Source organism: Dongia sp. (genome assembly GCF_041905885.1).
GTDB lineage: Bacteria > Pseudomonadota > Alphaproteobacteria > Dongiales > Dongiaceae > Dongia.
In genome coordinates, this window is sequence record NZ_JAYRKD010000003.1 from 39,459 (window position 1) to 64,523 (window position 25,065).

25 protein-coding genes and 1 tRNA gene are annotated in these 25,065 nt (G+C 65.9%); 13 read left to right on the top strand and 13 right to left on the bottom strand.

Annotated features, from left to right (window positions below; translation table 11 throughout):
- The first annotated feature begins 38 nt into the window (after positions 1 to 38).
- Positions 39 to 164, top strand: a complete 126-nt coding sequence (locus tag ACH2CY_RS03475) for a hypothetical protein (protein WP_395015984.1) — start codon at positions 39 to 41, stop codon at positions 162 to 164.
- On the opposite strand, the gene ACH2CY_RS03480 is transcribed toward ACH2CY_RS03475, so the two are convergent.
- Complete coding sequence (locus tag ACH2CY_RS03480; RefSeq protein ID WP_395015986.1) at positions 161 to 1,045, bottom strand: DMT family transporter; 885 nt, start codon at positions 1,043 to 1,045, stop codon at positions 161 to 163. The two genes, ACH2CY_RS03475 and ACH2CY_RS03480, sit on opposite strands and share 4 nt — an antisense overlap.
- Complete coding sequence (locus tag ACH2CY_RS03485) at positions 1,036 to 1,650, bottom strand: hypothetical protein (protein WP_395015988.1); 615 nt, start codon at positions 1,648 to 1,650, stop codon at positions 1,036 to 1,038. The genes ACH2CY_RS03480 and ACH2CY_RS03485 overlap by 10 nt, the downstream gene beginning before the upstream one ends.
- 103 nt (positions 1,651 to 1,753) lie before the next feature.
- Here ACH2CY_RS03485 and ACH2CY_RS03490 point away from each other — a divergent pair, with 103 nt between their 5' ends.
- Positions 1,754 to 2,569: a mechanosensitive ion channel family protein gene (locus ACH2CY_RS03490; RefSeq protein WP_395015989.1), complete on the top strand. Its 816-nt coding sequence runs from the start codon at positions 1,754 to 1,756 to the stop codon at positions 2,567 to 2,569.
- A 3-nt stretch (positions 2,570 to 2,572) separates the two neighbouring features.
- Here ACH2CY_RS03490 and ACH2CY_RS03495 read toward each other — a convergent pair whose 3' ends face one another.
- Positions 2,573 to 2,848 (bottom strand): hypothetical protein, encoded by a 276-nt coding sequence (locus ACH2CY_RS03495; RefSeq protein ID WP_395015991.1) that lies wholly within the window; start codon positions 2,846 to 2,848, stop codon positions 2,573 to 2,575.
- A gap of 208 nt (positions 2,849 to 3,056) precedes the next feature.
- On the opposite strand from ACH2CY_RS03495, the gene ACH2CY_RS03500 reads away from it, so the two are divergent.
- Positions 3,057 to 3,389, top strand: a complete 333-nt coding sequence (locus ACH2CY_RS03500; RefSeq protein WP_395015993.1) for a hypothetical protein — start codon at positions 3,057 to 3,059, stop codon at positions 3,387 to 3,389.
- A 70-nt stretch (positions 3,390 to 3,459) separates the two neighbouring features.
- Positions 3,460 to 3,663 (top strand): hypothetical protein, encoded by a 204-nt coding sequence (locus tag ACH2CY_RS03505; protein WP_395015994.1) that lies wholly within the window; start codon positions 3,460 to 3,462, stop codon positions 3,661 to 3,663.
- Between the two features lie 57 nt (positions 3,664 to 3,720).
- On the opposite strand, the gene ACH2CY_RS03510 is transcribed toward ACH2CY_RS03505, so the two are convergent.
- The 7 genes from ACH2CY_RS03510 to ACH2CY_RS03540 all read right to left on the bottom strand — a co-directional run bounded on the left by ACH2CY_RS03510 (position 3,721) and on the right by ACH2CY_RS03540 (position 9,568).
- Positions 3,721 to 3,972 (bottom strand): hypothetical protein, encoded by a 252-nt coding sequence (locus ACH2CY_RS03510; RefSeq protein ID WP_395015997.1) that lies wholly within the window; start codon positions 3,970 to 3,972, stop codon positions 3,721 to 3,723.
- 247 nt (positions 3,973 to 4,219) lie between these two features.
- Positions 4,220 to 5,176: a hypothetical protein gene (locus ACH2CY_RS03515; RefSeq protein WP_395015999.1), complete on the bottom strand. Its 957-nt coding sequence runs from the start codon at positions 5,174 to 5,176 to the stop codon at positions 4,220 to 4,222.
- Complete coding sequence (locus ACH2CY_RS03520; protein ID WP_395016002.1) at positions 5,173 to 5,979, bottom strand: hypothetical protein; 807 nt, start codon at positions 5,977 to 5,979, stop codon at positions 5,173 to 5,175. The genes ACH2CY_RS03515 and ACH2CY_RS03520 overlap by 4 nt, the downstream gene beginning before the upstream one ends.
- Positions 5,976 to 6,803 (bottom strand): hypothetical protein, encoded by an 828-nt coding sequence (locus tag ACH2CY_RS03525; protein ID WP_395016005.1) that lies wholly within the window; start codon positions 6,801 to 6,803, stop codon positions 5,976 to 5,978. The genes ACH2CY_RS03520 and ACH2CY_RS03525 overlap by 4 nt, the downstream gene beginning before the upstream one ends.
- The gene (locus ACH2CY_RS03530) at positions 6,781 to 8,217 is read right to left on the bottom strand and encodes a hypothetical protein (protein ID WP_395016007.1); all 1,437 of its coding nucleotides are present in this window, start codon (positions 8,215 to 8,217) and stop codon (positions 6,781 to 6,783) included. The genes ACH2CY_RS03525 and ACH2CY_RS03530 overlap by 23 nt, the downstream gene beginning before the upstream one ends.
- Positions 8,218 to 8,343: 126 nt before the next feature.
- Complete coding sequence (locus tag ACH2CY_RS03535) at positions 8,344 to 9,024, bottom strand: intradiol ring-cleavage dioxygenase (protein ID WP_395016009.1); 681 nt, start codon at positions 9,022 to 9,024, stop codon at positions 8,344 to 8,346.
- Between the two features lie 16 nt (positions 9,025 to 9,040).
- Positions 9,041 to 9,568, bottom strand: coding sequence for a PAS domain-containing protein (locus tag ACH2CY_RS03540; RefSeq protein WP_395016011.1), 528 nt, complete (start codon positions 9,566 to 9,568; stop codon positions 9,041 to 9,043).
- Between the two features lie 256 nt (positions 9,569 to 9,824).
- Here ACH2CY_RS03540 and ACH2CY_RS03545 point away from each other — a divergent pair.
- From ACH2CY_RS03545 to ACH2CY_RS03555, 3 genes are all read left to right on the top strand, one after another.
- Positions 9,825 to 9,914: transfer RNA gene (locus ACH2CY_RS03545), tRNA-Ser, on the top strand.
- 219 nt (positions 9,915 to 10,133) lie between these two features.
- Positions 10,134 to 11,099: a FecR domain-containing protein gene (locus ACH2CY_RS03550; protein ID WP_395016012.1), complete on the top strand. Its 966-nt coding sequence runs from the start codon at positions 10,134 to 10,136 to the stop codon at positions 11,097 to 11,099.
- Between the two features lie 245 nt (positions 11,100 to 11,344).
- The gene (locus ACH2CY_RS03555; protein ID WP_395016013.1) at positions 11,345 to 17,386 is read left to right on the top strand and encodes a beta strand repeat-containing protein; all 6,042 of its coding nucleotides are present in this window, start codon (positions 11,345 to 11,347) and stop codon (positions 17,384 to 17,386) included.
- A 67-nt stretch (positions 17,387 to 17,453) separates the two neighbouring features.
- Here the strand turns inward: ACH2CY_RS03555 and ACH2CY_RS03560 are convergent, their stop codons facing one another.
- On the bottom strand, positions 17,454 to 17,858 hold the full coding sequence (locus ACH2CY_RS03560) for a response regulator (protein WP_395016015.1): 405 nt from the start codon (positions 17,856 to 17,858) through the stop codon (positions 17,454 to 17,456).
- Between the two features lie 222 nt (positions 17,859 to 18,080).
- Here ACH2CY_RS03560 and ACH2CY_RS03565 point away from each other — a divergent pair, with 222 nt between their 5' ends.
- Positions 18,081 to 18,455 carry a hypothetical protein gene (locus tag ACH2CY_RS03565; RefSeq protein ID WP_395016016.1) on the top strand — a complete coding sequence of 125 codons (375 nt, stop codon included), beginning with the start codon at positions 18,081 to 18,083 and terminating at the stop codon, positions 18,453 to 18,455.
- A gap of 19 nt (positions 18,456 to 18,474) precedes the next feature.
- Here ACH2CY_RS03565 and ACH2CY_RS03570 read toward each other — a convergent pair whose 3' ends face one another.
- Entirely contained in the window at positions 18,475 to 19,434 is a 960-nt protein-coding gene (locus tag ACH2CY_RS03570; RefSeq protein ID WP_395016017.1) for a hypothetical protein, read from the bottom strand.
- A gap of 238 nt (positions 19,435 to 19,672) precedes the next feature.
- Here ACH2CY_RS03570 and ACH2CY_RS03575 point away from each other — a divergent pair, with 238 nt between their 5' ends.
- A complete protein-coding gene (locus tag ACH2CY_RS03575; protein ID WP_395016019.1) occupies positions 19,673 to 21,478 on the top strand; it encodes a sugar-transfer associated ATP-grasp domain-containing protein in 1,806 nt (601 codons plus the stop codon).
- A gap of 10 nt (positions 21,479 to 21,488) precedes the next feature.
- Positions 21,489 to 22,493, top strand: a complete 1,005-nt coding sequence (locus ACH2CY_RS03580; protein WP_395016020.1) for a hypothetical protein — start codon at positions 21,489 to 21,491, stop codon at positions 22,491 to 22,493.
- Positions 22,494 to 22,502: 9 nt separating this feature from the next.
- Here the strand turns inward: ACH2CY_RS03580 and ACH2CY_RS03585 are convergent, their stop codons facing one another.
- Positions 22,503 to 22,883: a hypothetical protein gene (locus ACH2CY_RS03585; RefSeq protein WP_395016021.1), complete on the bottom strand. Its 381-nt coding sequence runs from the start codon at positions 22,881 to 22,883 to the stop codon at positions 22,503 to 22,505.
- A gap of 386 nt (positions 22,884 to 23,269) precedes the next feature.
- On the opposite strand from ACH2CY_RS03585, the gene rplU reads away from it, so the two are divergent.
- The 3 genes from rplU (at position 23,270) to obgE (ending at position 25,055) form a co-directional block, all read left to right on the top strand.
- Positions 23,270 to 23,584, top strand: a complete 315-nt coding sequence (gene rplU / locus ACH2CY_RS03590; protein WP_395016022.1) for a 50S ribosomal protein L21 — start codon at positions 23,270 to 23,272, stop codon at positions 23,582 to 23,584.
- Positions 23,585 to 23,607: 23 nt separating this feature from the next.
- Entirely contained in the window at positions 23,608 to 23,886 is a 279-nt protein-coding gene (gene rpmA / locus ACH2CY_RS03595; RefSeq protein WP_395016025.1) for a 50S ribosomal protein L27, read from the top strand.
- 104 nt (positions 23,887 to 23,990) lie between these two features.
- Positions 23,991 to 25,055, top strand: coding sequence for a GTPase ObgE (gene obgE / locus ACH2CY_RS03600; RefSeq protein WP_395016026.1), 1,065 nt, complete (start codon positions 23,991 to 23,993; stop codon positions 25,053 to 25,055).
- Positions 25,056 to 25,065 lie beyond the last annotated feature (10 nt).

The following is a 25,065-nucleotide window of genomic DNA, read 5'->3' on the forward strand; positions in this document are numbered from 1 at the left end:
GCCGGACCCGCCATCTCCAAACGCAAAGGAGACGGGTCATGCCGAATTATGAAAACTACTACGACGTCCTGAGTGAGAACGCTGCCCCGCGCCACGTGGTCGGCAGTTCTGCGGTGGTGGTGCTGCTGCTCGCTATCGCCGCCTTCGCGGTTTCGGTTCTCTAAGGCGTGTCGGTGCGGGCGGTTTCCAATCTGGCATTCGACCAGGTGACGACGATGCCGCTCGCGACGATGACGACGATGCCGAGCCAGACGATCGGCTCCGGCCATTCATTGAACACGATCAAGCCGAAGAAGATCGCCGAGACGATCTCCGCATAACCATAAGGGGCAAGCTGCGCCGCCGTCGCCATGTGATGCGCAGTGATCAGCAGGTAATGCCCCGCCGCTGCGATCAAGCCCACCCCCGCCAGCAACACCCATTCCCAGGCCGTCGGTGCCTGCCAGACAACGGGCATCGCGAAGCTGTAGAGCAGTACACCGGTCAACGCCGAGCAGATGCCGGTGATCAGGCTTGGGTCATGCGGCGCGAGGTGGCGGGTTACCATGGAGCCGAGCGCATAGCCTACCCCGGACACAAGCGCGAAGAGATCGCCGCGCGAGAATCCATCGAACGAAGGCTGCATCACCAGCAGAACCCCGACGAAGCCAAGCACCACCATGACCCAGCGCAAGGCGCCGATCCGCTCGCGCAGGATCAGGGCGGAGGCGAGCAGCACGACCATCGGATAGATGAAGAACACCGCCATCGTGTCAGCCAGCGGCATTTCCGCGATCGAGAGGAAGAACGCATAGGCCGAGCCGGCAAACAGCAGGCCGCGCAGGACCTGCAGTCCGGGCCGCGCCGGCTGCACCGCACGCCGGCCGAATTTCGCGACGGCGATCGGCCCGATCACCAGCGCATAGAACAGGAACCGCCCCCAGGTCACCTCGACCGTCGGCAGCGTCGCCGACAGGTGCTTGGCAATCGCATCCATGCCCGGCAGCATTGCAAGCGCGCAGAGCATCAGGCCCGCGCCCAGGATCGGTCGGTGTTTCACGCGCATTTCAGGGCCCCCAGGATGCGGTTGAGGTCCTTGCCGTCCTTGTCGAGGGCCACGACCGGGAATCCGTGGATCCCGGCCTGGGCCTTCAGCCAGGCGTCGTATTGCAGAACCCAGGCGAACTCCTTTTCCTTCGCGGAATCGGGATAGCGGCCGGCGTCGTCCCAGATGCCGCGGGAGAAGATCACGTCGCGGATGCGCGCCGGCTCGGCATCGGTCACGAAGATGCCAAGGACGTCGGATCCGCCGCCGAAATCACGCCGGATCAGATGCGGCAGCAGGTTCACGCCTTCGACCACGAAGCCCTGCGGCCAGGTATAGTCGCGCTCGATCAGCGCCCGGATCCCCGTCCATGCCGCTTCCCCCTGATCGACCTCGATAGCGACCAGCTGTTCGGCGGAGAAGGCGTCGAAGAGAGCCTCGGCGCCGTAGCCTTCCGGATTGAACAGCTTCGGGTGCGTGCGGCGATCGGCGACCGTGCGCATGATGTCGCGGATCTGGTCGGTGGAGATCCAGGGCAGGCCGAGATGCGCGGCCAAAGCCGCCGCGACGGTGGACTTGCCGACGGCCGGCGCACCGCCGATCAGATACTTGGTTCCGTTCCCCATGGTCCGACGCTTCCCCGCGAATCGCGATGAAGAGTGGCATCGATGACGCGCATGCTCAATCCCGGAACCGCAGGTTTCGGCCCCGGTTGATGTGACGGGATCAATGAGCGGGAAGCGCGCCATGGAGCTGCCCTTCAATCTCGACCTCGACACCGTAAGCGGCATGGTCGTTGTCTACGGCGTGAACTTCGTCGGCGCCCTCCTGATCGCGCTGGCGGGCTGGTGGGTCGCCGGTATCGCCGAGCGCATGGTGCTCCGGGGCCTGCTCAGATCCTCGCACATGGACCGGACGGTCGCGGCCTTCCTGTCGAGCCTGGTACGCTATGCGCTCCTGGCGGTGACCTTGGTGCTGATTTTGCAGGTGGTCGGGATCCAGGCGACCAGCCTGGTCGCGGTGATCGGCGCGAGCTCCCTTGCCATCGGCCTCGCGCTGCAAGGCACGCTCTCCAACATGGCGGCGGGAGTCATGCTGTTGATCTTCCGCCCCTTCAAGCTCGGCGACAGCATCGAGATCGCGGGCAAGAGCGGGACGGTGCAGAACCTCAATCTCTTCTTCACCGAGCTCGCCGGCGGCGATCACGTCCAGATCCTGATCCCGAACGGCCAAGTCTGGGGCCAGGCGATGATCAACAATTCGGTATACGGCACGCGCCGCGTCGCGCTGAAGCTCCCGGTGCCCTTCACCAAGAATCCGGACGCGATCGCAAGCCGCATCAAGAGCTTCCTGAAGTCGGACGCCCGGGTGCAGAAGAGCAGCGTGGTCGTCTCGAACATCACCGACGCATTGGTCGAGCTGTCGGTGGAAGCTTGGACCGCGTCGGGCGACGCGGGAGCCTTGCGCACCGAGCTGATGCAGCACGCGCTCGGCGTGATCACCGAGCCGCAGCACCCGGCTGAGCGCACGGCCTCCGCAGAATAAGATCTAGTTCAGCCGCGCCACCGCCTGGTCGATGGCCGGCCGGGCTTGCACATCGACAATCCCCCGCAGCCGGTCCAGCCTCTTGCGCAGGGCCATCAGATATTCGTTGCGGGTGGCCGGGGCGCCGTGCAGGCGGACATGGCCGTCGGCCAAGGCGAGATCGGTCATCAGGTCGTCGATCACCATGTCGACCGCGCTGCTGCGCTCGGAGGCGCTGCCGGCGCCGGTGACGACTTTTTCAATGTCGAGAGCGTAGCGGTCGATATCGTCCAACGGCACCAGCATATCCTTCCCTCCCGGCGACGGATCCCAGTCGGTCAAGGCCTGCGCTTCGCCTCGGTTCCAGCTCGCCGGGACCTGATATCCGAAAATTAATCGTTGTCCGATGGAACGACAGGCCGAAGGTGTGACTTAGTCGTAAGGCGGCCGAAGGCCTCGACCTCCGCCTGCCAGCCAATGACGATAGATGAGGCCGGGGAGATAGGGCATGAAGTACACCACTGAAGCCATTGAGCAACCCAGGAATAACATCGTCCAGACCGAGCAGCGCATCGTGCGCCAGCGGCGCCGGGTGGAAAAGATGCTGGTGGAGCGGCATCCGGCCGACGAAGCCCAGGCCCAATTGCTCATCATGGAGCAGAGTCTGATCGCCATGACGCGCTTCCTGAAGAATCTGGAGCGGGATCTCGAGGCGGGCGACCTCAGCTTGCACCGCTACAAGACCGCCAAGCGAATGAAGGCGGCACAGCCCCAGGCCGCGGCGGACGGTGCCGATGGCCAAGCGCCGAAATCTTCGGAAAGCCTCGATCGCACCCGCTAAGCACCGGGAAATCCGGAACTAATCTTCGGTGCCGCCATTCTCCCGTGGCAACCCGATGTTGTGTGGTGCCATGGGTGACTCGAAGAACTATCGAAAGCGGGCCCAGGAATGCGCGTTGCTGGCGGCGGGCACGGCTTCGCCGCAGCACAAGGCGGCATGGCTGGAACTGGAGCAGCACTGGCTCCGCATGGCGGAAACGCTCGACCTCTATGGCCGCGTCGATCCCTTTACCGCCTTCTTCATCGCCGGTTCGGCCAAGTCCACCACCCACTAGCTTCTTCGGCCTCGAAGCCGTCCGACCCGCCGTCGATTCGGCGGGTCGGACTCTCCATCACTTCGTCTGCTTGGTGCCGCGCTCGGCGCGACGGATACGCTCGCGCTTTTTTGTCGGCTGTTCCGCCGGCGCAGCGGCGTTGGGGGCCGGCGCCGCGGAAGTCCCGGTCTGTTGCTGGGTCGTCGCCTGGCCGGTCGAAGGTGCGCTGCTGGTGCTGTCTGCCGAGGCGATGCCGGCCGCGCCCGCAATCATGACCGCGGCGGCGGCGGCGGCGAGGGAAGTGTTGTAGATGTTCTGAATGGTCTTCACTGCATCACTCCATTTTCATTTCGTTCATCTTGAAAATGAATGCGTCTCAACACGCCGAAGCATACCGAGCACATTCCGCGCGACACGATGTTGTGATGCCTTCCGGTTATCACCACCCTCATCAACAGCCGGCCAGGCTTCCCCGCACGCATGCGCGATTGTGCGCGGCGTCATGGCATAGGCGGATGTCATGGAAGAATCATCGCGCGGACGTTGATCCGGCGCGACCGGGCCGCACGAGCGCCGATCAGTAGCTCAGCAGAATCCGGAAATAGCCCTCGACCGTGCCGCGCAGCTCCTTGTACTCGGCGCGATCGCCGTCGCGCATGTCGTCGTACAGCCGGACATAGAAGCGGCAGCCGTGGTCATTGCTCCATTTCAGGAGCGGCGAGAAGGCGGTGGAGAACTCGCCGGGACCGAGCGGCTCGCCGTAGCGCGCGCGGGAGAGCGGCAGCTTCTCCTGGTCGCCTTCGCGGCCGGAGACCGCCTTGTCCTCGATATAGATGCCGGCATCTGTCAGGCTCGCATCGAAGATGTATTGGATCTTGCCTTTGTTATCGACCCAGCAGGGCGGCAGGTCGAAGCCGCCGGTCTTGGCGTTGAGCTTGGAGTTGAGATAGGTCGTCTGGTTCTTGCAGCTTTGCAGGTCGGTCTTGCAGGCGCCGGCCGATGCCAGCAGCGCATCCGGACTGTCGCCGTCCTTCAGTGACTGGCCGATGATCGCAGCATTCACCAGGGCTTCGACCGCCTGTTCCGGCGGCAGGTTGGGCGACAGGCGCTGCGCGGCGTCGAGGGCCTGCCGGCCGATCGCCGCTTCGTTGAGCAAGGCGCGGACCGCCTGTTCCGGCGTCGCCTCGGCCGGCGCCAGGGAGGCCGCCTGTTGCACCAGGCCGACCGAAAGCTCGGCATCCTTGAGCCGCGCATCGGCATCGGCCAGCTGCTGCTGCATCCGCACGTAGTCCTTGGTGATGTCGAATTTCTGCGGTCCCGAAAGCTTCTCGAAGACCGGCTGCATCGCGACCAGGGTGCTTTGGGCCTCGTCGCGCTGCTTCTCCAATTCGGTGATCTGTGTGGTCTGGGTCTTGAGGCGGATCCCGAGGATCAGCATCAGCAGGAAGATCAGCAGCAGCAGGGCCTCGGCCATGGTGAGGCCGAGCACCACGCCACGGCGGAACTGCTTGTCGTCGCGCGCCGAGCCGATCATCGCTTCCGGTCCCGTTCTATGGTGCCGCGCAGGCTGTCGTCGAGGTCACGCAGGGCCGAGGTCGCGGAATCGATCGCGGCCAGCATATGGCCCATCGCTACCGCGGTCTGCGCGGTCGTGGCGTTGATCTTGCTCGCATGCTCGTGGAACTCGGCGAAGGCCTGGTCGATCTGTGCCATCGCCGCCTGCGAGGTATCGCCGACCCGGGCGACGCTCTGCTCGAGGACCGCGTGGGTCTCTTTCGCGGTGACGCCGATCTGCTCCGCCGTCACCTGCTGCACCGAACGGCAGAACGAACCCAGGGCGAGCACGGCGTCGTCGATGTTGGTTCTGAGTCGCACCACCGCCTCGGCCAGGGCCATGCGGGCATCCTGCTCGGTCTCGAGCACATCGCGGCGCGCCTGGTTGATCAGCACGCGCAGGAGGATGCCGGTGATGGTCGAGCCCAAAGCGAGGCCGAAATTGGCGACGATCTGGTCGACGTCGCCGGTACCACCGAACTGGTAGAGCGCATAGGCGAGGCTCGCCAAGGTGAACAGGAAGCCGAGGTAGTAGCAGTTGTCGCCAAGCTGATCCTCGCGGATCCTGAGCAGCGGCACCGCGGCGACGATCGCCCAATAAGCGACGATGATCGCGCAGGCGGTCGCCGTGATGGTGAACTGGTCGAGCCCCAGCAGCTTCATCGCCACCAGCGAACCGCCGCCGATCAGCGCCGCGATCAGGAAGGGCGCGCGCGACAGCCAGACGAAGCGGTTCTTCTCCCGCCGTGCCCGCTCGTCCGAGGCGTAGTAGGGGTGTCTCATCCCGGCACGCTCTTGAACGCATCGACCTCGGCGCCCTGTCGTTCCAGCCAGTCGATCCAGAACTTGCCGAGGGCGTCGGTCTGCCGCGCGGCGGCCTTCATCCGGTGCAGCAGGTGAATTTCAGTGTGCACGCCGGTCAAATTGCTTCGCACCGAGGCGGCGTAAGGCGTCGCCCAGAAGGCATCGGCCGCCGGCACGCCTTGATAAAGGCTGAAACCCTGCTGGTTCTGCAGCAGATCGCTGACGATGATCAGCGTCTTCGGTCCTGGCGGCGCGTCCGGGCCGAAATCCTTGACCGCAATCGCTTGCACGCCTTCGAGGATAGGGCTGGTCTTTGCCTCCTCGTCGAGCCGCATCCGCTCCAGCATAGCCGCGATCGGTGCCTGGAACTTCTCCTCGTAACGCGCGCGCCACATCTTCGGATTGGAATCGATCGCCGACTGGTCCGAGCCGTCGCCGGGATTGCAGACCGCGACCACCGGCTGGAGCAGGGCGCCGCCGTACCCCACTTCATACACCTTGAAGCTGCCATGCTTCGGGATCGCCGTTGCCCAGGCGGTGATCTGCCGTCGCAGCGCCTCGCCCTGGATCTCGGTCAGGGCATCGGTGCGGTCGATCAGCACGGCGAATTGGGAGGTCGGGCCGCTCTTCGGGCAGAGTGTCTCCGGATCGAGCGACGCCAGCTGCGCGGCGCGGCCCTGCACGAACCAGAAGACCCCACCGAGGCCCAACAGCACGACCACCACGATCGCTATGGCGATCGCCTTGAGCGCCAGCGTCTCCGAGCCCCCCCGGCGGCGGCTAAACCTGCGGCGCGGCGCCATTGGATTCCGTTCTGGGCCTCGGCGCGTCCGGATCGTTCTCGCTCAGATACCGGATCCAGCGGATCGCTTCCTCGTAGGCCGTCTGCAGCTTGTTGATGCTGTCTTCCAGCGCCTTGTTGGCCTTGGCGTATTCGCTTTCCGGGATCGGCGGCAGCTCGGCGAGCTCGATCGGGCCGAAGCCGTTCAAGTGCCAGACCTCGTCGAAACGCTTCGGCGCCGGGACCTGGCGCGCCTTGCGGTTGGTGTCGCGGTAGACCACCAGCGCCTGCCGTCCGACATCCTGCAGATGCGTCAGGTGGTCCTTGAAGCGTGCGAGCAGGCGCTGCCGTTCCTGCATCACATAGGGGATCTCCAGCCGGCGGTCGCGCAGCCGCGAACGCTCGACCTGGATCTTCTGGACGAATTCCTCCTGCACGCTCTTCAGGTGATCGAGCTTCTCCTCGACCATGTCGTGATAGCGCGACTGCGCCTGGCGCAGATGGTCGGAGACTTCGGCATAGCCGGGATAGGGCTCGTCCCAGAACCAGCCTTCCATCATCACGATCAGCGCGGAGATGACGCCCATCGCGACCATGATCACCGACTTGATGTCGCCCAGCAGCAGCGGCTGCGCCTGCATCTGCGGGATGACCGCCGCGGCGGCGGTGCTCGACGCCATGCCGCTTTCGATCGCGGCGCGGTAGTGCGCGAGAGCGAGATTGATCAGCAGCACGCCGCCCAGGCAGCCCAGGGCGAGGACGAGGCCGGAGAGCTTGCGGAAGAAGTTCTTGTGGATCGCATTGGTCCAGCCCCAGCGGCCGGCGGCGAATCCCAGCGAGAGGTTGATCAGCGAGAACAGGATCGCGACCGTGTAGCCGCCGGCGATGCCGAGCTCCTCGCCCTCGCCGAGGATGATGGCGTTGGGCAGGGTCTCCGCCGCGAACAGCAGTACGATGATCGCCGAGAACAGGAAATGCCCGCGCGGCGGATGCGCCGGGCGCTTGAGGCCGTGATCCTTCCTGAAGGCTTCCAGGGTGTGCTCGCGGTCGAGCACCTCCTTGCGCGCGACCCGGAGATCGCCTTTGACCGCCAGCAGCATGGATTCCATGTCGCTCTCGGCCTGGCGGGCGATGACCCGCATATCGACCGCCGCACCCGCGACGTCGGCGCCGCGCAGCCGCTGCTCATAGGTCGCGATCTGGTCGTAGGTCCGTGCCTGGTCCTCAGCGGCGATGCTGCGGATGGTGCTCTCGATCTCCTGCTCGACTTCGTCCAAGGAGGCGGAGTCCGGCGCTGGCTGGTTGGCGCGCGCGCGATCGGCCGCCCGCTGCCGCAAGTCCATCTTCTCGACGATGATCTTCGGATCGATCTGCAGGAACTGGCCCGGACCCGGCTTGTACTGGGTCCGCAAAAAGGAGAGCACGTCTCCGAGCAAATTTGGTCTCCCACGCCCCCCGGCGTTGCATTTGCGCGCTACTTTAGCGACGGACGCGGCAAGGTCCAAGCGCGTGGTGGCCCCGCGGCCCCGATTGGGGTGTGAGAAGTCGGTTCTATGCGTGCGTCATGCCGAGGTGTCGACCGCAGCGACCAGCAGCGCCTCGAAGCCGCGGCTTGGATCCGCGGCGTCAACCGGCGTCAGGCGCGCGGTCGAGGCCGCGCCGCCCTGATGCAGGAAGATTCCGTCCTGGTCCTGGGGCATGCGCGATGCCGCGCCTGCCGTGTAGTCGCGCTCTTCCATTAACCGCAGTGTGGTGTCCTCCGGGAAGAAGACCTGGCCGGTATGGGCGAGATGGCCGCCGCGATAAGTCTCGCCGGCGACCGCGCCCGCGCTGCGCACCTGGAAATGGATGTGGTTGGTGCGCCCCGGATAGCAGCCGGGAAAGACCGTGTGGAATTGCGCGAGGCCGTCGCGGTCGGTGAGCTGGATACCCCGCAGGAAGCTGTGTGAATCACCGCCGGCGCCGAAGCCGGAATAGGCGCCCGCGGCGTCGCAATGCCAGACATCGACCGCCGCGTCGCTGAGCGGCCGGCAGTTCCGTGCATCCAGCAACAGCAGGCGGAGGTTCAGCGGCACGCCCGCCTTGCCCTCGCGGATATCCCGGCGGATCAGCTCTTCGGCGAGGTAGTAGGGGCCGAGCGCTTGCTCCGGCGCCAGGATACAGGCTTCCGCCCGGGCCCGTTTCTGCGGCGCCAACGCGGCCGCGGCGAGTCCGGAACCCAGCAGGGTCCGGCGTGTCAGCATGCTTTTCATACCGGCTCTAACGGTCCTCGCCGGAACTCCCTGTGCCCCGGCTTCCGGGCGGCTGGGCGATTAATTGCGCGGCGGTCAGATCGAAGTCGAAATAGTCCTCGACCGCGGCGATCTGCGCAACCGCGGTGCCGCCCTGGGTCAACGGGAAGAGCCCGAACTCATAGGCAAAGGTGCCACCGGACTTGGCCGGGACCACGACCGAGCCCAGCAGCGGTTCGCGGCTGTCATAGACAGTCCGATAATGGTCCAGCCAGGGCACCTCCGGCTGTCCGGTCAGCAATTCATCGAGGTAGCGGCCGGTGATGTCGAAGCCGATGGTCCGCACCGCTTTGGTGCCGACCAGCCGATAGCGGATGCGGAACGGCGCCGGCTCGACGTCGGAGATGAAGAGATTGGGCAGCACCGCGCGCAAGGCCGCCGGATCGAGGTCGCGCCGATCGGGGATGCCGCTGGGCCCGCGATGCGTCATCCACCAGGCGTGCAGCATGCGCACCATCGGCGATTTGTTCTGCTCGATCCTGGTCCAGACCGGCATGCGGGACCCCTTCACCCACGCCACCGGACGGCGGCGCCGCTCCGATTCTAAGGCAGGCTAGCGGAACCTGTCTTGCCGGCATTTGACTTGGATCAAGTTGAGCATGCGGACGGCGGCCCGCCACGCCCGGGCCCAGGGCCGGGAATCCGGGCGTTTGTCGTCGCGACACAAAGGCTTAACGAGGGCTTGCAGCGGTGACGGCAGGTCACTATTGTCCGCGCCCGTTACGGCCCGACCCTCGATGAGGGATCCCTGCGGAGGGGTGCCAGAGTGGCCGATTGGGACGGTCTCGAAAACCGTTGTACGTGCAAGCGTACCGTGAGTTCGAATCTCACCCCCTCCGCCACCCTTCGCCCTGAAGGGCTGCGGGCGCGGTTTTATTCCATCCCGAGAACGTCTTTTTGAGATTGCAACATTCCGGTGTGCGTCTCGCGGGGCTCGTGGAACGGATTCACCATAACGCGCCCTAGGAATCTCCGAGAAAGGGGTGTTGAGTCCTAGAAGGTTAAATTTTACTTAAAATTTCGGCGCATCCGCGGGGGCGGGTCGCCAAGCGGGGGTAAGCATGGTCCGGTTGGACGCAAGACCGATCGCTGCCGCGATCCTGGGACTGGTCCTGAGCATGGCCTGTTTCGGGCCGTCGCTGGCCGGCCAGCTGGATGAGACTTCCTGGACCGTGGTCGCGTCCACCGACGCCTACATCACGCCGGAGGGCGCCGCGGCCCCGAAGCCGGTTGCCAAAGGTGTCACCGTCAAGGAAGGCGATAGGCTGACCACCGGCGCCAGTGGCGCCCTCGTCCTGGAACGCGGCGAGGACCTGATCGCGATGTCGCCCAAGAGCGAGATCCGGCTCGCACATTCCGGCGTCGCCGGCCAGACCTTGATCGAGCAGCCGCTGGGCCATGTCGAATACCAGGTCACCAAGATGGCGACGCCGCATTTCCAGGTCGATACGCGGGTGATGAGCACGGTGGTGAAAGGCACCACCTTCACGGTGGAATCGACGTCATCGCAAAGCAACGTCAAGGTGAGCGAAGGCCAAGTCGTCGCACATAACCGCCGCACCGGTGCATCCTTTCCGGTCTCCGCCGGAGAAACCGGCGGCGTGGATTCCGTCGATGACGATGTCGTCATCCTTCGTGATGCGTCGGGTGGAACCAGCAGCAGCAGCGGTTCCGGCAGCCACAGGCAGAACGCCAGCAACGCCGGCGGCGGCAACCGCGACAATGGTGGCGGCAAAGGCAAAGGCGGCGGCAACGCCGGTGGGAATGGCGGCGGCAACGCCGGCGGGAATGGCGGCGGCAACGCCGGCGGGAATGGCGGCGGCAACGCCGGTGGGAATGGCGGCGGCAACGCCGGTGGGAATGGCGGCGGCAACGCCGGTGGGAATGGCAGCGGCAACGCCGGTGGAAATAGCGGCGGCGGTGCCGACGCGACGGGCGGCGGCAATGGCAGTGGCAATGCCGGTGGGAATGGCGGCGGCAATGCCGGCGGAAATGGTGGCGGCAACGGCAACGGGAAGAACAAGTAGCCGCTCGACCTTGCGATCCATCCACGGAGTTCCGCATTCAGCGCGGCAATCCGGCATTTCGCAGCTTCTTAACTCCGTCGACTACAATAGGATTAATTGCAAATTTTAAACATTATTGTGTGAGAATTTATAAATAATTTTAACTTAAATTCGGATTTTCCCCAGGCCGGTGCTCGTTATCCGGTTAGCCGAAGCAGGATCAGCGACCGGGGGGTTGCTGAGTCCCGCAGGCACTGGGGGGAGCTATGGGTAACACCGTTTCATTCGGCAACACGCCGCAAGCTGGCGACGATTTCTTTTCCGCTTCGAAGACGGGCCTGACCGAGAACACGCTCGGCATCGTCACGCTGGACGTGATGGGCAACGATCTCGGCGGCAACGCCAAGACGCTTTGGTCGCTGGACGACAGCAGCGCGGGCGCCAAGAGCCCGACCGACCTGCTCACCCAGGACACGGCGCGCACCGAAGCCTTAAGCACCGACCGCAGCCTCAACGGCGCGAAGATCTGGATCACCAACGACGGCAAGATCGGTTACGACGCCGCCTGCTTGAGCACTGGGTTCAAGGCGCAGCTCGATGCGCTCGGCGAAGGCGAGAAGCTCACTGACACCTTCGTCTACGCCATTCGCCTCGGCAACGGCACCTTGAGCTGGGCGACCGCGACCGTCGAGTTCGCCGGCAAGAACGACCTTGCGACGATGACCGGCGTGACCACGGGCAAGGTCAAGGAAGACGTGACCCTGAACGCCACGGGCACCGTCACGGTCAGCGACGTCGACAACGGCCAGGCGCACACCCAGCAGGTCACGAACGGCGCGACCACCAACAACTACGGAACCTACACGGTCGATGCGGACGGCCACTGGAGTTACGCGCTCAACAACAACCTGCCGCAGGTTCAGGCGCTCAACGCCGGGCAGACGCTGACCGACACCTTCACCGTCTTCAGCCTGGACGGCACGGCCAGCAAAGTGGTCACCGTCACGATCTGCGGCACGGATGATCTGCCGCCCAGCACCACGGTCCACGGCATCGACATCTCCGCGGATTCCGGCGCCAGCAACAGCGACTTCATCACCAATGTCGCGCCGCAGACCATCACCGCGACCTTGAGCCAGGCCCTCGCCGGCGGCGAGACATTGCTGGGCTCGATCGACGGCGGCGCGACCTGGACCGACATCACCGGGAAGGTCGCGGGCACCGCCGTCACTTGGGACGGCGTGACGCTGAGCGGCAGCAGCTCGATCGAGCTCAAGGTGCACAATTCCAGCGGCGACGGTCCGGTGGCGATCCAGGCCTATGTGCTGGACGGGACGGGTCCGGTGATCACCTCGGCCAACACCGCCGCGGTCACGGAAAACAGCGGCGCGGGCGAGGTGGTCTATACGGCAGCCGCAACCGACGCGGGATCCGTGACCTACAGCCTGAAGGCAGTTGGCGATGCTGCTGCGTTCAGCATCGACGGCACGACCGGCGCGGTGACGCTGACCGGCAATCCGGACTTCGAGGCGAAGTCGAGCTACAGCTTCACCGTGATCGCCACCGACACCGCCGGGAATGCGACGGAGCAAGTTGTGACCCTGGCGGTGAACAACCTCGATGAGGTTGCGCCGGTGTTCGATTCCGGCACCACCGCGGATGCGATCGACGAGAACAGCGGCGCGGGCCAGGTCATCTACACGGCGGCGGCGACCGATCCTTCGACCGACGGCGGTCCATCGGGTCCGTTGAGCTACAGCCTGAAAGTGGGCGGCGATGCCGCTGCGTTCAGCATCGATGGCACCAGCGGGGCAGTGACGCTGACCGGCAACCCGGACTTCGAGGCCAAGTCGAGCTACAGCTTCACGGTGATCGCGACCGACACGGCGGGAAATGCCACCGAGCAGGCGGTCACCCTAGCGGTGAACAATCTCGACGAGGTTGCTCCGGTGTTCGATTCCGGCACCACCGCCGATGTGATCGACGAGAACAGCGGTGCGGGCCAGGTTGTGTACACGGCGGCGGCGACCGATCCGGCCGCCGACGGCGGCCCGTCCGGTCCGCTGACCTACAGCCTGAAGGCGGGCGGCGACGCCGCTGCATTCAGCATCGATGGCTCGACCGGCGCCGTGACGCTGACCGGTAACCCGGACTTCGAGGCGAAGTCGAGCTACAGCTTCACCGTGATCGCCACTGACACGGCCGGCAATGCCACAGAGCAAGCTGTCACCCTGGCGGTGAACAACCTCGACGAGGTTGCGCCGGTGTTCGGTTCCGGTACCACGGCCGATGCGATCGACGAGAACAGCGGCGCCGGCCAAATCGTCTACACGGCGGCAGCGACCGATCCTGCGACCGACGGCGGTCCATCGGGTCCGTTGACCTACAACCTGAAGGCGGTCGGCGACGCCGCTGCCTTCACGATCGACGGTTCGACCGGCGCCGTGACGCTGACCGGCAACCCGGACTTCGAGGGCAAGTCGAGCTACAGCTTCACGGTGATCGCGACCGACACCGCAGGGAATGCGACGGAGCAAGTTGTGACCCTGGCGGTGAACAACCTCGATGAGGTTGCACCGGTGTTCGATTCCGGCACCACCGCGGATGCGATCGACGAGAACAGCGGTGCTGGCCAGGTGGTCTACACGGCGGCAGCGACCGATCCTGCGACCGACGGCGGTCCATCGGGTCCGTTGACCTACAGCCTGAAGGCGGTCGGCGACGCCGCTGCGTTCAGCATCGACGGTTCGACCGGCGCGGTGACGCTGACTGGCAACCCCGACTTCGAAGGCAAGTCGAGCTACAGCTTCACGGTGATCGCGACCGACACCGCGGGCAACGCCACCGAGCAGGCCGTGACCTTGGCGATCAACAACCGCGACGAGGTGGCGCCGATCTTCAACTCCGGCGGCACGGCGACCGCCATCAACGAGAACAGCGGCGCGGGCCAGGTGGTCTACACCGCATCGGCCACCGATCCGGCGACAGATGGCGGCCCGTCTGGACCGCTGACCTACAGCCTGAAGGCCGGCGGTGATGTCGCAGCATTCAGCATCAGCGGCGCGAGCGGTGCCGTTACGCTGACCGGCAACCCGAACTTCGAGGCCAAGTCGAGCTACAGCTTCACGGTGATCGCGACCGATACCGCGGGCAATGCCACGGAACAAGCCGTGACCTTGGCGGTGAACAACCGCGACGAGGTGGCGCCGATCTTCAGCTCCGGCGGCACGGCGACCACCATCAACGAGAACAGCGGCGCCGGCCAGGTTATCTACACCGCCTCGGCCACCGATCCGGCGACCGATGGCGGCCCATCCGGACCGCTGACCTATACCCTGAAGGCAGGCGGCGACGCCGGGGCCTTCACGATCGACGGCTCGAGTGGTGCCGTTACGCTGACCGGCAACCCGAACTTCGAGGCGAAGTTCAGCTACAGCTTCACGGTGATCGCGACCGATGCGGCCGGGAATGCCTCCGAGCAGCCCGTGACCTTGTTCATCAACAATCGCGACGAGGTTGCACCGACCTTCACGTCGGGGGCCACCGCGACGGCGATCAACGAGGAGAGCGGCGCCGGCCAGGTGATCTACACCGCGGCGGCGACGGATCCGGCCACCGACGGCGGTCCTTCCAACCCGCTGACCTACAGCCTGAAGGCGGTCGGTGATGCCGCCGCATTCAGCATCAGTGGCGCGAGCGGCGCGGTGACGCTGATCGGGAACCCGGACTTCGAGACCAAGTCCAGCTACAGCTTCACGGTGATCGCGACCGACGCAGCCGGCAACGCCACCGAGCAGGCAGTGACCTTGGCGATCAACAACATCGTGGAGAATACCGCACCGGCCTTCAATTCGACCGGCCTTACGCTGGTCAGCAACACCGGCAGCGGCGCCGTCACCTTCACCGAGGCCGCCCTCGCGCAGTACTTCAAGGATGTCGATAGCCCGGCTATCGGCATCGCCACAATCAGCCCTGGGCCGCCGACGCTGCAGAGCACGGGTGCCACGAATATCGGGGCCGCCAATGTCGGAACCGTCGGCACGATCACGATCGATGACGATGCCACCCTCGGCGGCCAGTTCACCGTCACCGCGACCGACGGCAGCACGAGCAGCTCGCCGGCGTCGACCGTTGCATTTGTCAACAATGCAACCAGCACCGTCACCCTTAACGCGGCGGCGAGCGGCGACTCGATCATCGTCAATTCCCAGAACGCCAACGCCACGTTGAACGGCGGCGCCGGGAGCGACTACCTCATCGGCAATGCGGCCGTGGACACGATGAGCGGCGGCGGCGGCAACGACGTCCTGCTGGGCGGCGCCGGCGGCGATACGCTGGACGGCGGCACCGGCGACGACACGCTGTCAGGCGGCGGCGGCACGGATAAGCTGACCGGCGGCACCGGCAATGACACCTTCCTGCTGGATGGAAGCGTCACCGGCTTCAGCAACATCACCGATTTCGCCAGCGCCAACGATACCCTCAAGCTGACCAACTTCAGTCTTGCGAACCAGGCTGGAACCGGCGCGATAGACTCGGTCATCACCGTTCCGAACTCAGGTCTCGGGAATGGCGCATCGGCGACCAGCATCGCCGGCGCCGACCTGGTCATCCTCAACGTCAGCAGCTCCAACAGTGCGGACACGGCCACAGAGGTCGACACGCTGCTGTTGAACCAGAAGGGTACTTTCGACGGCGGCGTGTTCGCGCTGGCTTACGCCGACGATGTCAGCAACAACCAGGTCGGCCTCTACTATGACTCCGACGCGAACACCGCCGGTGGCACGTCGCTCGTCGCGGTGTTCAGCAACTACACGAGCGTGACGGCCGTCGGGACACCCGGTGCCACGAGCGACTACGTCCTCGCCCCGGCCGGCGTCGCCGGCGAGCCCATCAATCTCGCGCTGAAGAATCCCGAGGATGCGGTCGGTCCGGTCACGCTCTCGATCCGGGGCGTTCCCGCCGGCTGGATGCTCAGTCAGGGCGTCAACAACGGCGACGGCAGCTGGACGATCCGGAGCAACGATCTGACGGCGCTCTCGATCATCACGACCGCGGACTACGCAGGCGCGGTGGCGCTGCAGATCGTGCAGTCCTGGGTCGATACCGACGGCGGCATCAAGGTCAGCTTCCTCACTGACAACGTGGAGGCCTATCAGGCGGACAACCCGATCTTCGCGGTCTCGAAGGACGACCACCTGACGGCATCGAGCGGCGACGACGTCTTCGTCTTCGCCCAGCCGATCGGCGCGGACTTCATCTATGGCTTCGACGCCGCACATGACAAGGTGAACCTGGTCGGCTACGGCTTCCAGAGCTTCGCCGACGTCGCGGCGGCGCTCTCCACCGATGCCGCGGGCAATGCGGTCCTCGACCTTGGCGGCGGCCAGACCATCACCTTCACGGCCGTCGCGGCGGCGGCGCTCGGCGAAGACGACTTCGTGTTCGATCAACTGCCGGTCACGCATAACGACGGCGCCATGGTGGTGAGCGACGGCGCACTCCTGCCGCTTTCCGGCCTGGTGGAGAACACCGGCACCATCTCGCTCGAATCCGCGGGCAATACGACCGAGCTGCAGGTGGCGCAGCACGGCCTCATCCTCCAGGGCGGCGGGCAGGTGTTGATGTCGGATGCGGACGGCAACCACATCACCGGCACCAGCGCCGGCGTGACGCTGACCAACGTCGACAACACGATCTCCGGTGCCGGCCAGATCGACAACCTGGTGCTGGTCAACCATGGCAGCATCGTCGCCACCGGCAGCCATGCGCTGGAGATCGACACCGGCGCGAACGCGGTCATCAACACCGGCACTCTCGAGGCGACCGGCAGCGGCGGGCTGCACATCCACGGCGATCTGCAGAACGACGGCCTGATCTTCGCCCATGGCGGCGGGATCGACATCGACGGCGACGTGTTCGGCGACGGCGATGCCAAGATCGAGGGTACCGCGACGCTGGAGTTCGGCGGCTTGTTCGACGAGCATCTGACCATCGGCGAGCTCGCGGTCGCCACCGTTAAGGCCGATCATGCCGCCGCGTTCACCGCCACGATCAGCGGCCTCGACGACAACGACAGCCTCGCTTTCGGCGACATCGTCGCCGACAAGGCGAGCATCACCTACACCGCCAACGAAGACGGCAGCGTCGGCCAGCTGACGGTGACCGACGGCATCAACACCGCGACCGTTACGCTGACCGGCCAGTACGATGCGGCAGGTTTCCATGCCGCAGGCGACGGCAGCAGCGGCACGGTCGTCACCTACACCAAGGTCGATGCGCACCAGGAGCAGATGCCCGTCGTCTAGCAGGCGGATCTACGTGGGGGCGCCCTGCGGTCGGGCTTCGGCCCGGCCGCAATGGGCGAGCCGGGCTTCAGGCGTGGAGACGATGGGCGATCGCGCGATCGACCAGCTCCACCAGGGCGGCGGCGCGAAAGGGTTTCGCCAGCGTCGCCTCGGCGCCCAGGCGCTTGGCCATTCCGAGATGGTCCTCGATGCCGTATTGCAGCGCGCCGCCGGACATCGCCACGATCGGAATCGCCTCGCCGAAGCTGCGCATGGCTGAGATCAGCTCATAGCCGTCGCCGTCCGGCATATAGATGTCGGTCAGAATGACGTCGGGCCGTTGGGCGCCGACCTCGCAAATCGCCTCCCGGGCATTGCGGGCGGTGCTGACCAAAAAGCCCAGGGATTCCAGCAGTGCCCGGATCGAATCCCGGAGGCCGGCGTCATCCTCGACCACGAGGACCAGGCGGCGGCTGCGACGAGCGTGCAACATATGCGCTTTCACGGGTAATCGTTGGGCTGGCCGCCACTCTCGGGCGAAGCGGACATTATTCATAGTGAGGGATTCCCCTGATCTAGATCATGCCGAGGCGAACGCGGACCGCCCTCAAACGCCGGTACGATTCGGGAACGAGGCCCTGGACCCGACTCGGGCGGGGATGAGATTCTCTGGCTAAGCGTCAGATTCGACGCCGGTTTGACCTATGGTGCTCCCATGCCCAGCAAGGCCCTGTTCAGCAAGTCCGCCCGTTTGAAAGCGTCGGATGGCGCGCTGCCGACGCGCATCGCCGATCTCGAAGGCAGCATGCTCACGTCCGATTGCGATTGCTGCGGCCGGCATTTCCAGCTCTATCCCGGGCATGCCGCTTTCGACGGCCGAACCAAGCTGGTCAGCCTGCTCGACCGGCTGGTCTGCGGTGCAAGGCGCAATGGCCGGGCCTGTGGCGGGCGACCCCGCCGGCTCGCGTTGATGCGCGACGATCGGCAATGGCTGCTGGATGCTTCCGGCGAATGGGTCGAGGACGATTCCGCCTTCTGGGAGCCGTCGGACTTCGAGACCCAGATCGAGACCCGCGCCGCCGCTTTCTAATCGGCTCGCTTATTCCCGCTCAGGCGCGCGGGCGCCATTTGCTCCAGGCGCGCCATTGCTCGGGATAGCGCCGGACCCAGGCCTCGCTGCGTCGCAAATACTCATTCACGGCCGCGATCGTGCGGTCGTCGGCCGGCTGGTTCGGGTCGAGCGCAATCGGCGCTTCGATCGCGATGCGGAAGCCGAGCGCCGGGTCGCGCAGCACGAAGGTCGGGAGCAGGGGCGAGCCGGTCAGGCCCGCAAGGCGCGGTGCGCCGACCGCGACCGGCAGCAGCCCGCCGAAGATCGGGCCCTCGACCATCTCGAAGCCTTCGGTGTTGGCGGCGACGATCGAGACCACTTCGCCGGCTTTGAGCGCGCGCATCATCTTGCGCATCGCCGTGGTCGGCGCTTCGCTGTCGAACACGATCCGCTGGCTGAGATGACGATCCTCCGGAACGCAGCGCACCTTGTTCAGCCGATCGACGCCGAACTGGGTCTCGGAATAGCCGTGCACCGGGCTGCTCAGATGCGAGACCTTGTAGCCCTTGGCCTTGAGCGCGATCTTGAAGGGCAGGCTGTTGAAGACGGTCGGCGAGACCCAGAGCACCGCGCCCTTGCCGCCCTTCAGCGCCTCGGCGAGGAGCGCCTCGCCTTCCAGTGAAAGCTTCGGGATCCACCCACCCGTTGGATTGGAGCTGGGCCTCCAGGCGCGCAGATCCTGGAAGCGGATCTCATGGATCGCGGCCTTGAGGTCGCGGGCGATCGCGGCGCCCCGCGTCATGTCGATATCGCCCAGCGCGGCGACCATGCTGGCGGCGTTGCGCTCGACCGCGCGCCGGCTGGTCAGCGGCAGGCGGGTGGCCGCCCGCCATAGTGGCGACCACGCGCTTTCGGGTAAGGCCCAGGCGACGGGCAACTGCACGATGAGGCCGAGCGCGGTGACAAGATCCGAGAACGCCCAGGCGGCACGGCCTGTGCGCTTTCGCCGCTTCTGCACCAGGCCTTCGGTCCGATTCGGCGGCGGATCTTTGGTTTCTGCCTGATTCGTCAGTGTCCTGTCCCCCGGATGACGGCCGCGACTATAGCGCGGCGGCGGGGTGAAGCCAGCACCGGGATGGCGGTGGCCACCCGCGTTGCGAGACTGTCCTAGCGTCAGCCCCTGCGGTCTGTGCTATGAAAAACCTGACAGCGGCGTCGGGTTGGCGGCCGCGGCTGGGGCGCGGATGAATCGATTGTTGAGAAAGAGCTACGCGCCGCATTTCCTGATCGGCGGCACCGTGCTGGCGGTTGTCTTCAGCTTCGCGGCGGCGCCCACCTCCTATTGGCTCCTGAACGCGCTCTGCGGCATCGCCGCTCTGGCCGGCGTCTGGCTGGTCGGCGTGCGCCTCGCCTACGCGCCGGTCAGTCGCACTGCGCGCCGCGCCTGGCAGGTGACGCTGGTCCTGCTGCTGCTGGTCGCGATCCGCGAGTTCGGCGGCCCCGGCATCGCCGGTTTGGAGGAGAGCTCCGGGCTCGACCGCCTGATGGACGGCCTGGTGCTGCTCACCGCCTTCGTCGCGCTCTGGCTGACCTCGACCCTGGACGAGATGCCGCATTATTCGCGCGCCTTGCTCTGGTCGGGTTTCGTGCTGCATCTCGTCACCACCGCGCTCGACCTCGACGATGGCCGCATCAGCGGACTCCTCGCCATCAACCCGGAGCATCTGGGCGCGATCGTGAAGCTCTCGCAGTTTCTCTGCCTGCAGCTCTATCTGATCGGCACGCTGGCCTTTGTCGGCTATCTGCGCTGGCAGGTCTTCAAGCTGGACAAGCCGACCGATGCCGGCGATCTCGCGCGCCGCATCTTCTCCGGTCAGACCCTGGTGCACCGTTACACCTATCCCCGGGTCTGGTGGCTGGGATTTCCCGGCGGCCGGCCGATGCTGACCGTCGCGCGCTTCGTCTACTGGTTCACGCTGATGGCGCGGCCGGTGCAGGCCCGCACCGGCAAGTCGATCTGGCGCCAGTTCGTCGAGCTGTTCCGGCTGTTCTACCGGCACGGCCTGGATGCCCAGGCCTATTACATGTTCGAGCTCTACCGGCCGGAATACTGGCCGACCGCCGGCGGCTATCTCACGCGCTACGAGACCAAGAACGGCATCATGAAGCTGCTGACCTGGCAGCTGACCGACTACGAGCACCGCACCACCCTCGACAACAAGCTGAAGTTCGCCGCCTTCTGCAAGCAGATCGGCGTGCCGACCCCGCCGCTGCTCGGCATCGCCCGCGACGGCGTGTTGACCCTGGAGGAGGGCGCGGAGGGCAAGCTCGACCAGGACCTGTTCATCAAGCCGGTGAAGTCCAAGGGGTCGCGCGGCATCGACGTCTTCCAGAACACCGGCCCCGGACGCTACCGCGACAAGGCCGGCGCTGAGATCGACCGCGCCACCATGATGGAGCGGGTGGCCGAACGCTCGAAGACCCAGGCCCTGATGGTACAGCGCCGGCTCTCCAACCATCCTGCGATCGCCGATCTCGCCGAGCAGTCGCTGATGGCGATCCGGGTCATCACCTGCAAGGGCGATCTCGATCAGCAGGCGATCGTCACCTATGCCTTCATCCGCATCATCACCCGGCTCGAGCCTTCCTGGCCGGTCACCTATGAACTCGGCATCGCAGTTGATCTCGCGACCGGCAAGCTCGGCCCGGCGACCGGCGACAAGGAGAAATGGCTGCTGGAATGGTGGGATGTGCACCCGGTGACCGGCGCGCAAGTCACCGGCCGGACCGTGCCGCATTGGGAAGAGATCAAAGAGATCGCCCTGAAGGCGCATAACGCGGCGCAAGGCCGGCTGCTGGTCGGCTGGGACGTCGCGGTGACTCCGGACGGGCCGCTGCTGCTCGAGGGCAACTCCTATCCCGACGTCGATTTCCCGCAGCGCGTCTGCCGGGTGGGTATCGGCCACAGCCCGCTGGGCGCGCCGCTCCATGCCGCGCTGCTCGATCTCGAGCGCCGCATCGCCACCGGCACGGTGAAGCGGCCGCCCGGCGCGACGCTGTGATCGCCGCGTCGTGACGCTGCCGTCCGGCCCGCTGCCCGTCATTCCCCTGGTGGATCTGGGCGCAGCGGGGCTCGATCGCCTGGCGCTCGACATGCCGGACAAGGTGCGGCTGCTCTCCGCCGCCGGCCGCAGCCTCCTCTCTGCGCCGATGCTGGCCTTCATGGATCACCGGTCGAAGGCCTGGCTGGCGCGCAACGAGACGCCGTATCGCGCCGAGATCGACAGGGTCGCCGCCATCCCCGGGGTTGCCGGCGCTCATGGTCTCAATCTCTCTCCGGAATGGGCCTGCACCAGCGCGACCGCCGACGGACGGCTGGTGCGCACCCTGGACTGGCCGATCCATGGTCTCGGCGGCGCCATCGTGGTGGCCCGGCACCGGAGCGCGCCCGGCCCCTGGTACAACGTCACCTGGCCGGGCTTCGTGGGCGTGCTGACCGGGATGGCGCCCGGGCGCTTCGCCATCAGCTACAACCAGGCGCCGGTCCGAAACCGGACCGGGATCTGGCCGCTCGACTGGCTGCTGGAGCGGATCTACCTCGGGCCGCGCCGGGCGCTCCCGGCGACGCACCTGATCCGCCGCGCCTTCGAGACCTGCAGCAGCTTCGCCGAGGCCTTCCGGCTGCTGAAGGAAACCCCGATCGCCTATACCGGCCTGATCACCCTGGCCGGCCCGGACGGGCAGGCGGCGATCATCGAGCGGGCCGAGGACCAGGCCTTCGTCCACGAGGGTCCGGGGGCCATCCCCAACCATTGGATCAACCCGCATTGGCGGGGGCATCCGCGCGGGGTCGACAGCCCCGGCCGGCTCTCACAATGCCGGCTGCTGCTGCCGGGGCTCCGGCATCTCGAGCATGACTTCAGCTGGCTGCAATACCCGATGCTGAACAAGTTCGGGCGGCTCGCGGTGATCGCCGACCTGAAGACCGGCGACCTCGCGGCGATGGGGCTGGAGCGCGGCGGCGATCACGCCGTGCCCAGCACGGAATGCTTCAGGATCAACGTGTTGGCGAACTGATCTGCGGGCTTACTTCGAGGCGCAGGCGGCCGTGTAGACCTCGCCCTTGGCCTTGGCATCGACCACCAGCTCGGCGCCGTCGCCCTTCGGGGTCAGGCTCCAGGCCCAGCCGTCGCCATGGGCGCTGATGCCGCCATCGTTGGTGTTGGCGATGAAGACCTTGAAGACCTCGCCGTCATTCCGCTGATAGCTGACTCCGGATTTTCCTGCCCGCGCCATGATGGTGGCCGTCTCGCCGTTGGGAAAAGTGCAGAGCCAGGTGCCTTTCAGCGTATAGGGCACCGCGGCGGCCTCCGCGGTCCCGATCCCCAGAGGGCCGATCCCCTGAGGGCCGATCCCCAGGGCGCCGATGCCCAGCGCCGCCACCCCGAATGCAAAGCCTTTCACCATCTCGATCCCCCGTCCCGGAAAGGTGTCTGACCGGAAAGAATGCCCAGTGGCGCGGGCAGTGGTCAATCCGGCCCATGGCTCCAGGTTGGCGGGCGGGCTGATTGTTTTTGTGCTTTAGTTTCAGGAGAATACTGATAATTCATGCGGCGGCGTGTCAGGCCTGACCGGCGCCGGCTATGGTTAACCACCACCGGAAGCCGCGCTGAAAAAGCCGGGGAATCCTCCCGGGAATCGCATTGACACCAGAGCTTTGGCCCGTATATTCCCGGCTTCGATTTGGGTCGCCCCGGAAGAGCGGGTTGGCGGCCCATGTTTTTTGCGCAATCGGCCGCGCCCTCCCCAAGAGTTAAGGGGTGGTGGCTGCGGCGGCTAAAGGACGACAAGTCATGTATGCGGTGATCAAGACCGGCGGCAAGCAGTACAAGGTCGCCAGCGGCGACGTGATCCTGGTCGAGAAGATCGAGGGCGAGGCGGGTGCGGCGATCACCCTGGCCGAGGTGCTCATGATCGGCGACGGCGCCAACATCACCGTCGGCGCGCCGACCGTGAAGGGCGCCAGCGTGGCGGCCGAGATTGTCGGCCAGGAGAAGGCCGACAAGGTCATCATCTTCAAGAAGAACCGCCGCCACAACTACCGCCGCAAGAACGGCCACCGTCAGAAGCTGACGGAGCTCAAGATCACCGGCATCAACGCCGCCTAAGCTGATTTCAGGAGTACGACGCAATGGCACATAAGAAAGCAGGCGGCAGTTCTCGTAACGGCCGCGATTCCGCCGGCCAGCGCCTGGGCGTGAAGAAGTTCGGCGATCAGGTCGTGATCGCGGGCAACGTCCTGGTCCGCCAGCGCGGCACCAAGTTCCACCCCGGCGCCAATGTCGGCATCGGCAAGGACCACACCCTGTTCGCCAAGGCGGACGGCCGGGTGGCCTTCCACACCGGCACCGGCGGCCGTACCACGGTCTCGGTGAAGCCCGAAGCTGCCGCACGACCGGCGGCGGAGTGAAATCGCCGCGCCTCTAGGGGGCGCAGCCATTCACGACCGCAAGTTTGAGGAAGGGGAATGGCGAAATCGCCGTTCCCCTTTTTCGTTTTCTGGATACCTGAACTATGAAATTCCTCGACGAGGCCAAGATCTTCGTGAAGTCGGGTGACGGCGGCGCCGGCTGCGTCAGCTTCCGGCGCGAGAAGTTCATCGAGTTCGGCGGGCCGGACGGCGGCGATGGCGGGCGGGGCGGCGACATCATCGTCGAGGTCGTGTCCAACCTGAACACCCTGATCGACTACCGCTACCAGCAGCATTTCAAGGCGCGCCGCGGCTATCACGGCAGCGGCGCCAACCGCACCGGTCCCTCCGGGCCCACCATCACGCTGAAAGTGCCGGTCGGGACCCAGATCCTGGACGAGGACAAGGAGACCATCCTCTTCGACCTCACCAAGGCCGGCGAGACCATCGTGCTCTGCAAGGGCGGCGACGGCGGCTTCGGCAATGCGCATTTCAAGACCTCGACCAACCAGGCGCCGCGCCAGCACGGCGAGGGTTGGCCGGGCGAGGAGCGCTGGATCTGGCTGCGGCTGAAGCTGATCGCCGATGCCGGCCTGGTCGGCCTGCCCAATGCCGGCAAGTCCACCTTCCTGGCCGCGACCAGCCGCGCCAAGCCGAAGATCGCCGATTATCCGTTCACCACCTTGAAGCCGCAGCTCGGCGTCGTGCATGTGAACGAGCGCGAGTTCGTGCTCGCCGATCTTCCCGGCCTGATCGAGGGCGCCCATGAAGGGGTCGGCCTCGGGGATCGCTTCCTCGGCCATCTCGAGCGCTGCGGTGTGCTCATCCACCTGATCGACGGCACGCAGGACGATGTCGCCGGTGCCTATAAGACCGTGCGCCAGGAACTCATCGCCTATGGTGGGAACCTTGCCGCCAAGCGCGAGATTGTCGCCCTCAACAAGTGCGACGCGCTTTCCGAGGAAGAGATCGCCGAGAAGACCAAGAAGCTCGCGCGCGCCGCCAAGATCACCAAGAAAAGCGGCAACCAGGTCTTCGCGATCTCCGGTGCGGCGGGGCAGGGCATCACCGAGCTTCTGCGCAAGGCCCTCGCGATCATCGACGAGGAGCACGAGGCCGCCAAGGCCCGCATCGAGACCGAGACGATGGAAGAGATTCACACGGCCTAGCGGCACTGCG

Coding starts and splice junctions, on each gene's coding strand:
- ACH2CY_RS03480 (WP_395015986.1), bottom strand. CDS start 1,045: ATGCGCGTGAAACACCGACCGATCCTGGGCGCGGGCCTGATGCTCTGC.
- ACH2CY_RS03475 (WP_395015984.1), top strand. CDS start 39: ATGCCGAATTATGAAAACTACTACGACGTCCTGAGTGAGAACGCTGCC.
- ACH2CY_RS03485 (WP_395015988.1), bottom strand. CDS start 1,650: ATGGGGAACGGAACCAAGTATCTGATCGGCGGTGCGCCGGCCGTCGGC.
- obgE (WP_395016026.1), top strand. CDS start 23,991: ATGAAATTCCTCGACGAGGCCAAGATCTTCGTGAAGTCGGGTGACGGC.
- ACH2CY_RS03585 (WP_395016021.1), bottom strand. CDS start 22,883: ATGGTGAAAGGCTTTGCATTCGGGGTGGCGGCGCTGGGCATCGGCGCC.
- rplU (WP_395016022.1), top strand. CDS start 23,270: ATGTATGCGGTGATCAAGACCGGCGGCAAGCAGTACAAGGTCGCCAGC.
- ACH2CY_RS03490 (WP_395015989.1), top strand. CDS start 1,754: ATGAGCGGGAAGCGCGCCATGGAGCTGCCCTTCAATCTCGACCTCGAC.
- ACH2CY_RS03520 (WP_395016002.1), bottom strand. CDS start 5,979: ATGAGACACCCCTACTACGCCTCGGACGAGCGGGCACGGCGGGAGAAG.
- ACH2CY_RS03535 (WP_395016009.1), bottom strand. CDS start 9,024: ATGCTGACACGCCGGACCCTGCTGGGTTCCGGACTCGCCGCGGCCGCG.
- rpmA (WP_395016025.1), top strand. CDS start 23,608: ATGGCACATAAGAAAGCAGGCGGCAGTTCTCGTAACGGCCGCGATTCC.
- ACH2CY_RS03500 (WP_395015993.1), top strand. CDS start 3,057: ATGAAGTACACCACTGAAGCCATTGAGCAACCCAGGAATAACATCGTC.
- ACH2CY_RS03550 (WP_395016012.1), top strand. CDS start 10,134: ATGGTCCGGTTGGACGCAAGACCGATCGCTGCCGCGATCCTGGGACTG.
- ACH2CY_RS03560 (WP_395016015.1), bottom strand. CDS start 17,858: ATGTTGCACGCTCGTCGCAGCCGCCGCCTGGTCCTCGTGGTCGAGGAT.
- ACH2CY_RS03540 (WP_395016011.1), bottom strand. CDS start 9,568: ATGCCGGTCTGGACCAGGATCGAGCAGAACAAATCGCCGATGGTGCGC.
- ACH2CY_RS03525 (WP_395016005.1), bottom strand. CDS start 6,803: ATGGCGCCGCGCCGCAGGTTTAGCCGCCGCCGGGGGGGCTCGGAGACG.
- ACH2CY_RS03555 (WP_395016013.1), top strand. CDS start 11,345: ATGGGTAACACCGTTTCATTCGGCAACACGCCGCAAGCTGGCGACGAT.
- ACH2CY_RS03565 (WP_395016016.1), top strand. CDS start 18,081: ATGCCCAGCAAGGCCCTGTTCAGCAAGTCCGCCCGTTTGAAAGCGTCG.
- ACH2CY_RS03505 (WP_395015994.1), top strand. CDS start 3,460: ATGGGTGACTCGAAGAACTATCGAAAGCGGGCCCAGGAATGCGCGTTG.
- ACH2CY_RS03515 (WP_395015999.1), bottom strand. CDS start 5,176: ATGATCGGCTCGGCGCGCGACGACAAGCAGTTCCGCCGTGGCGTGGTG.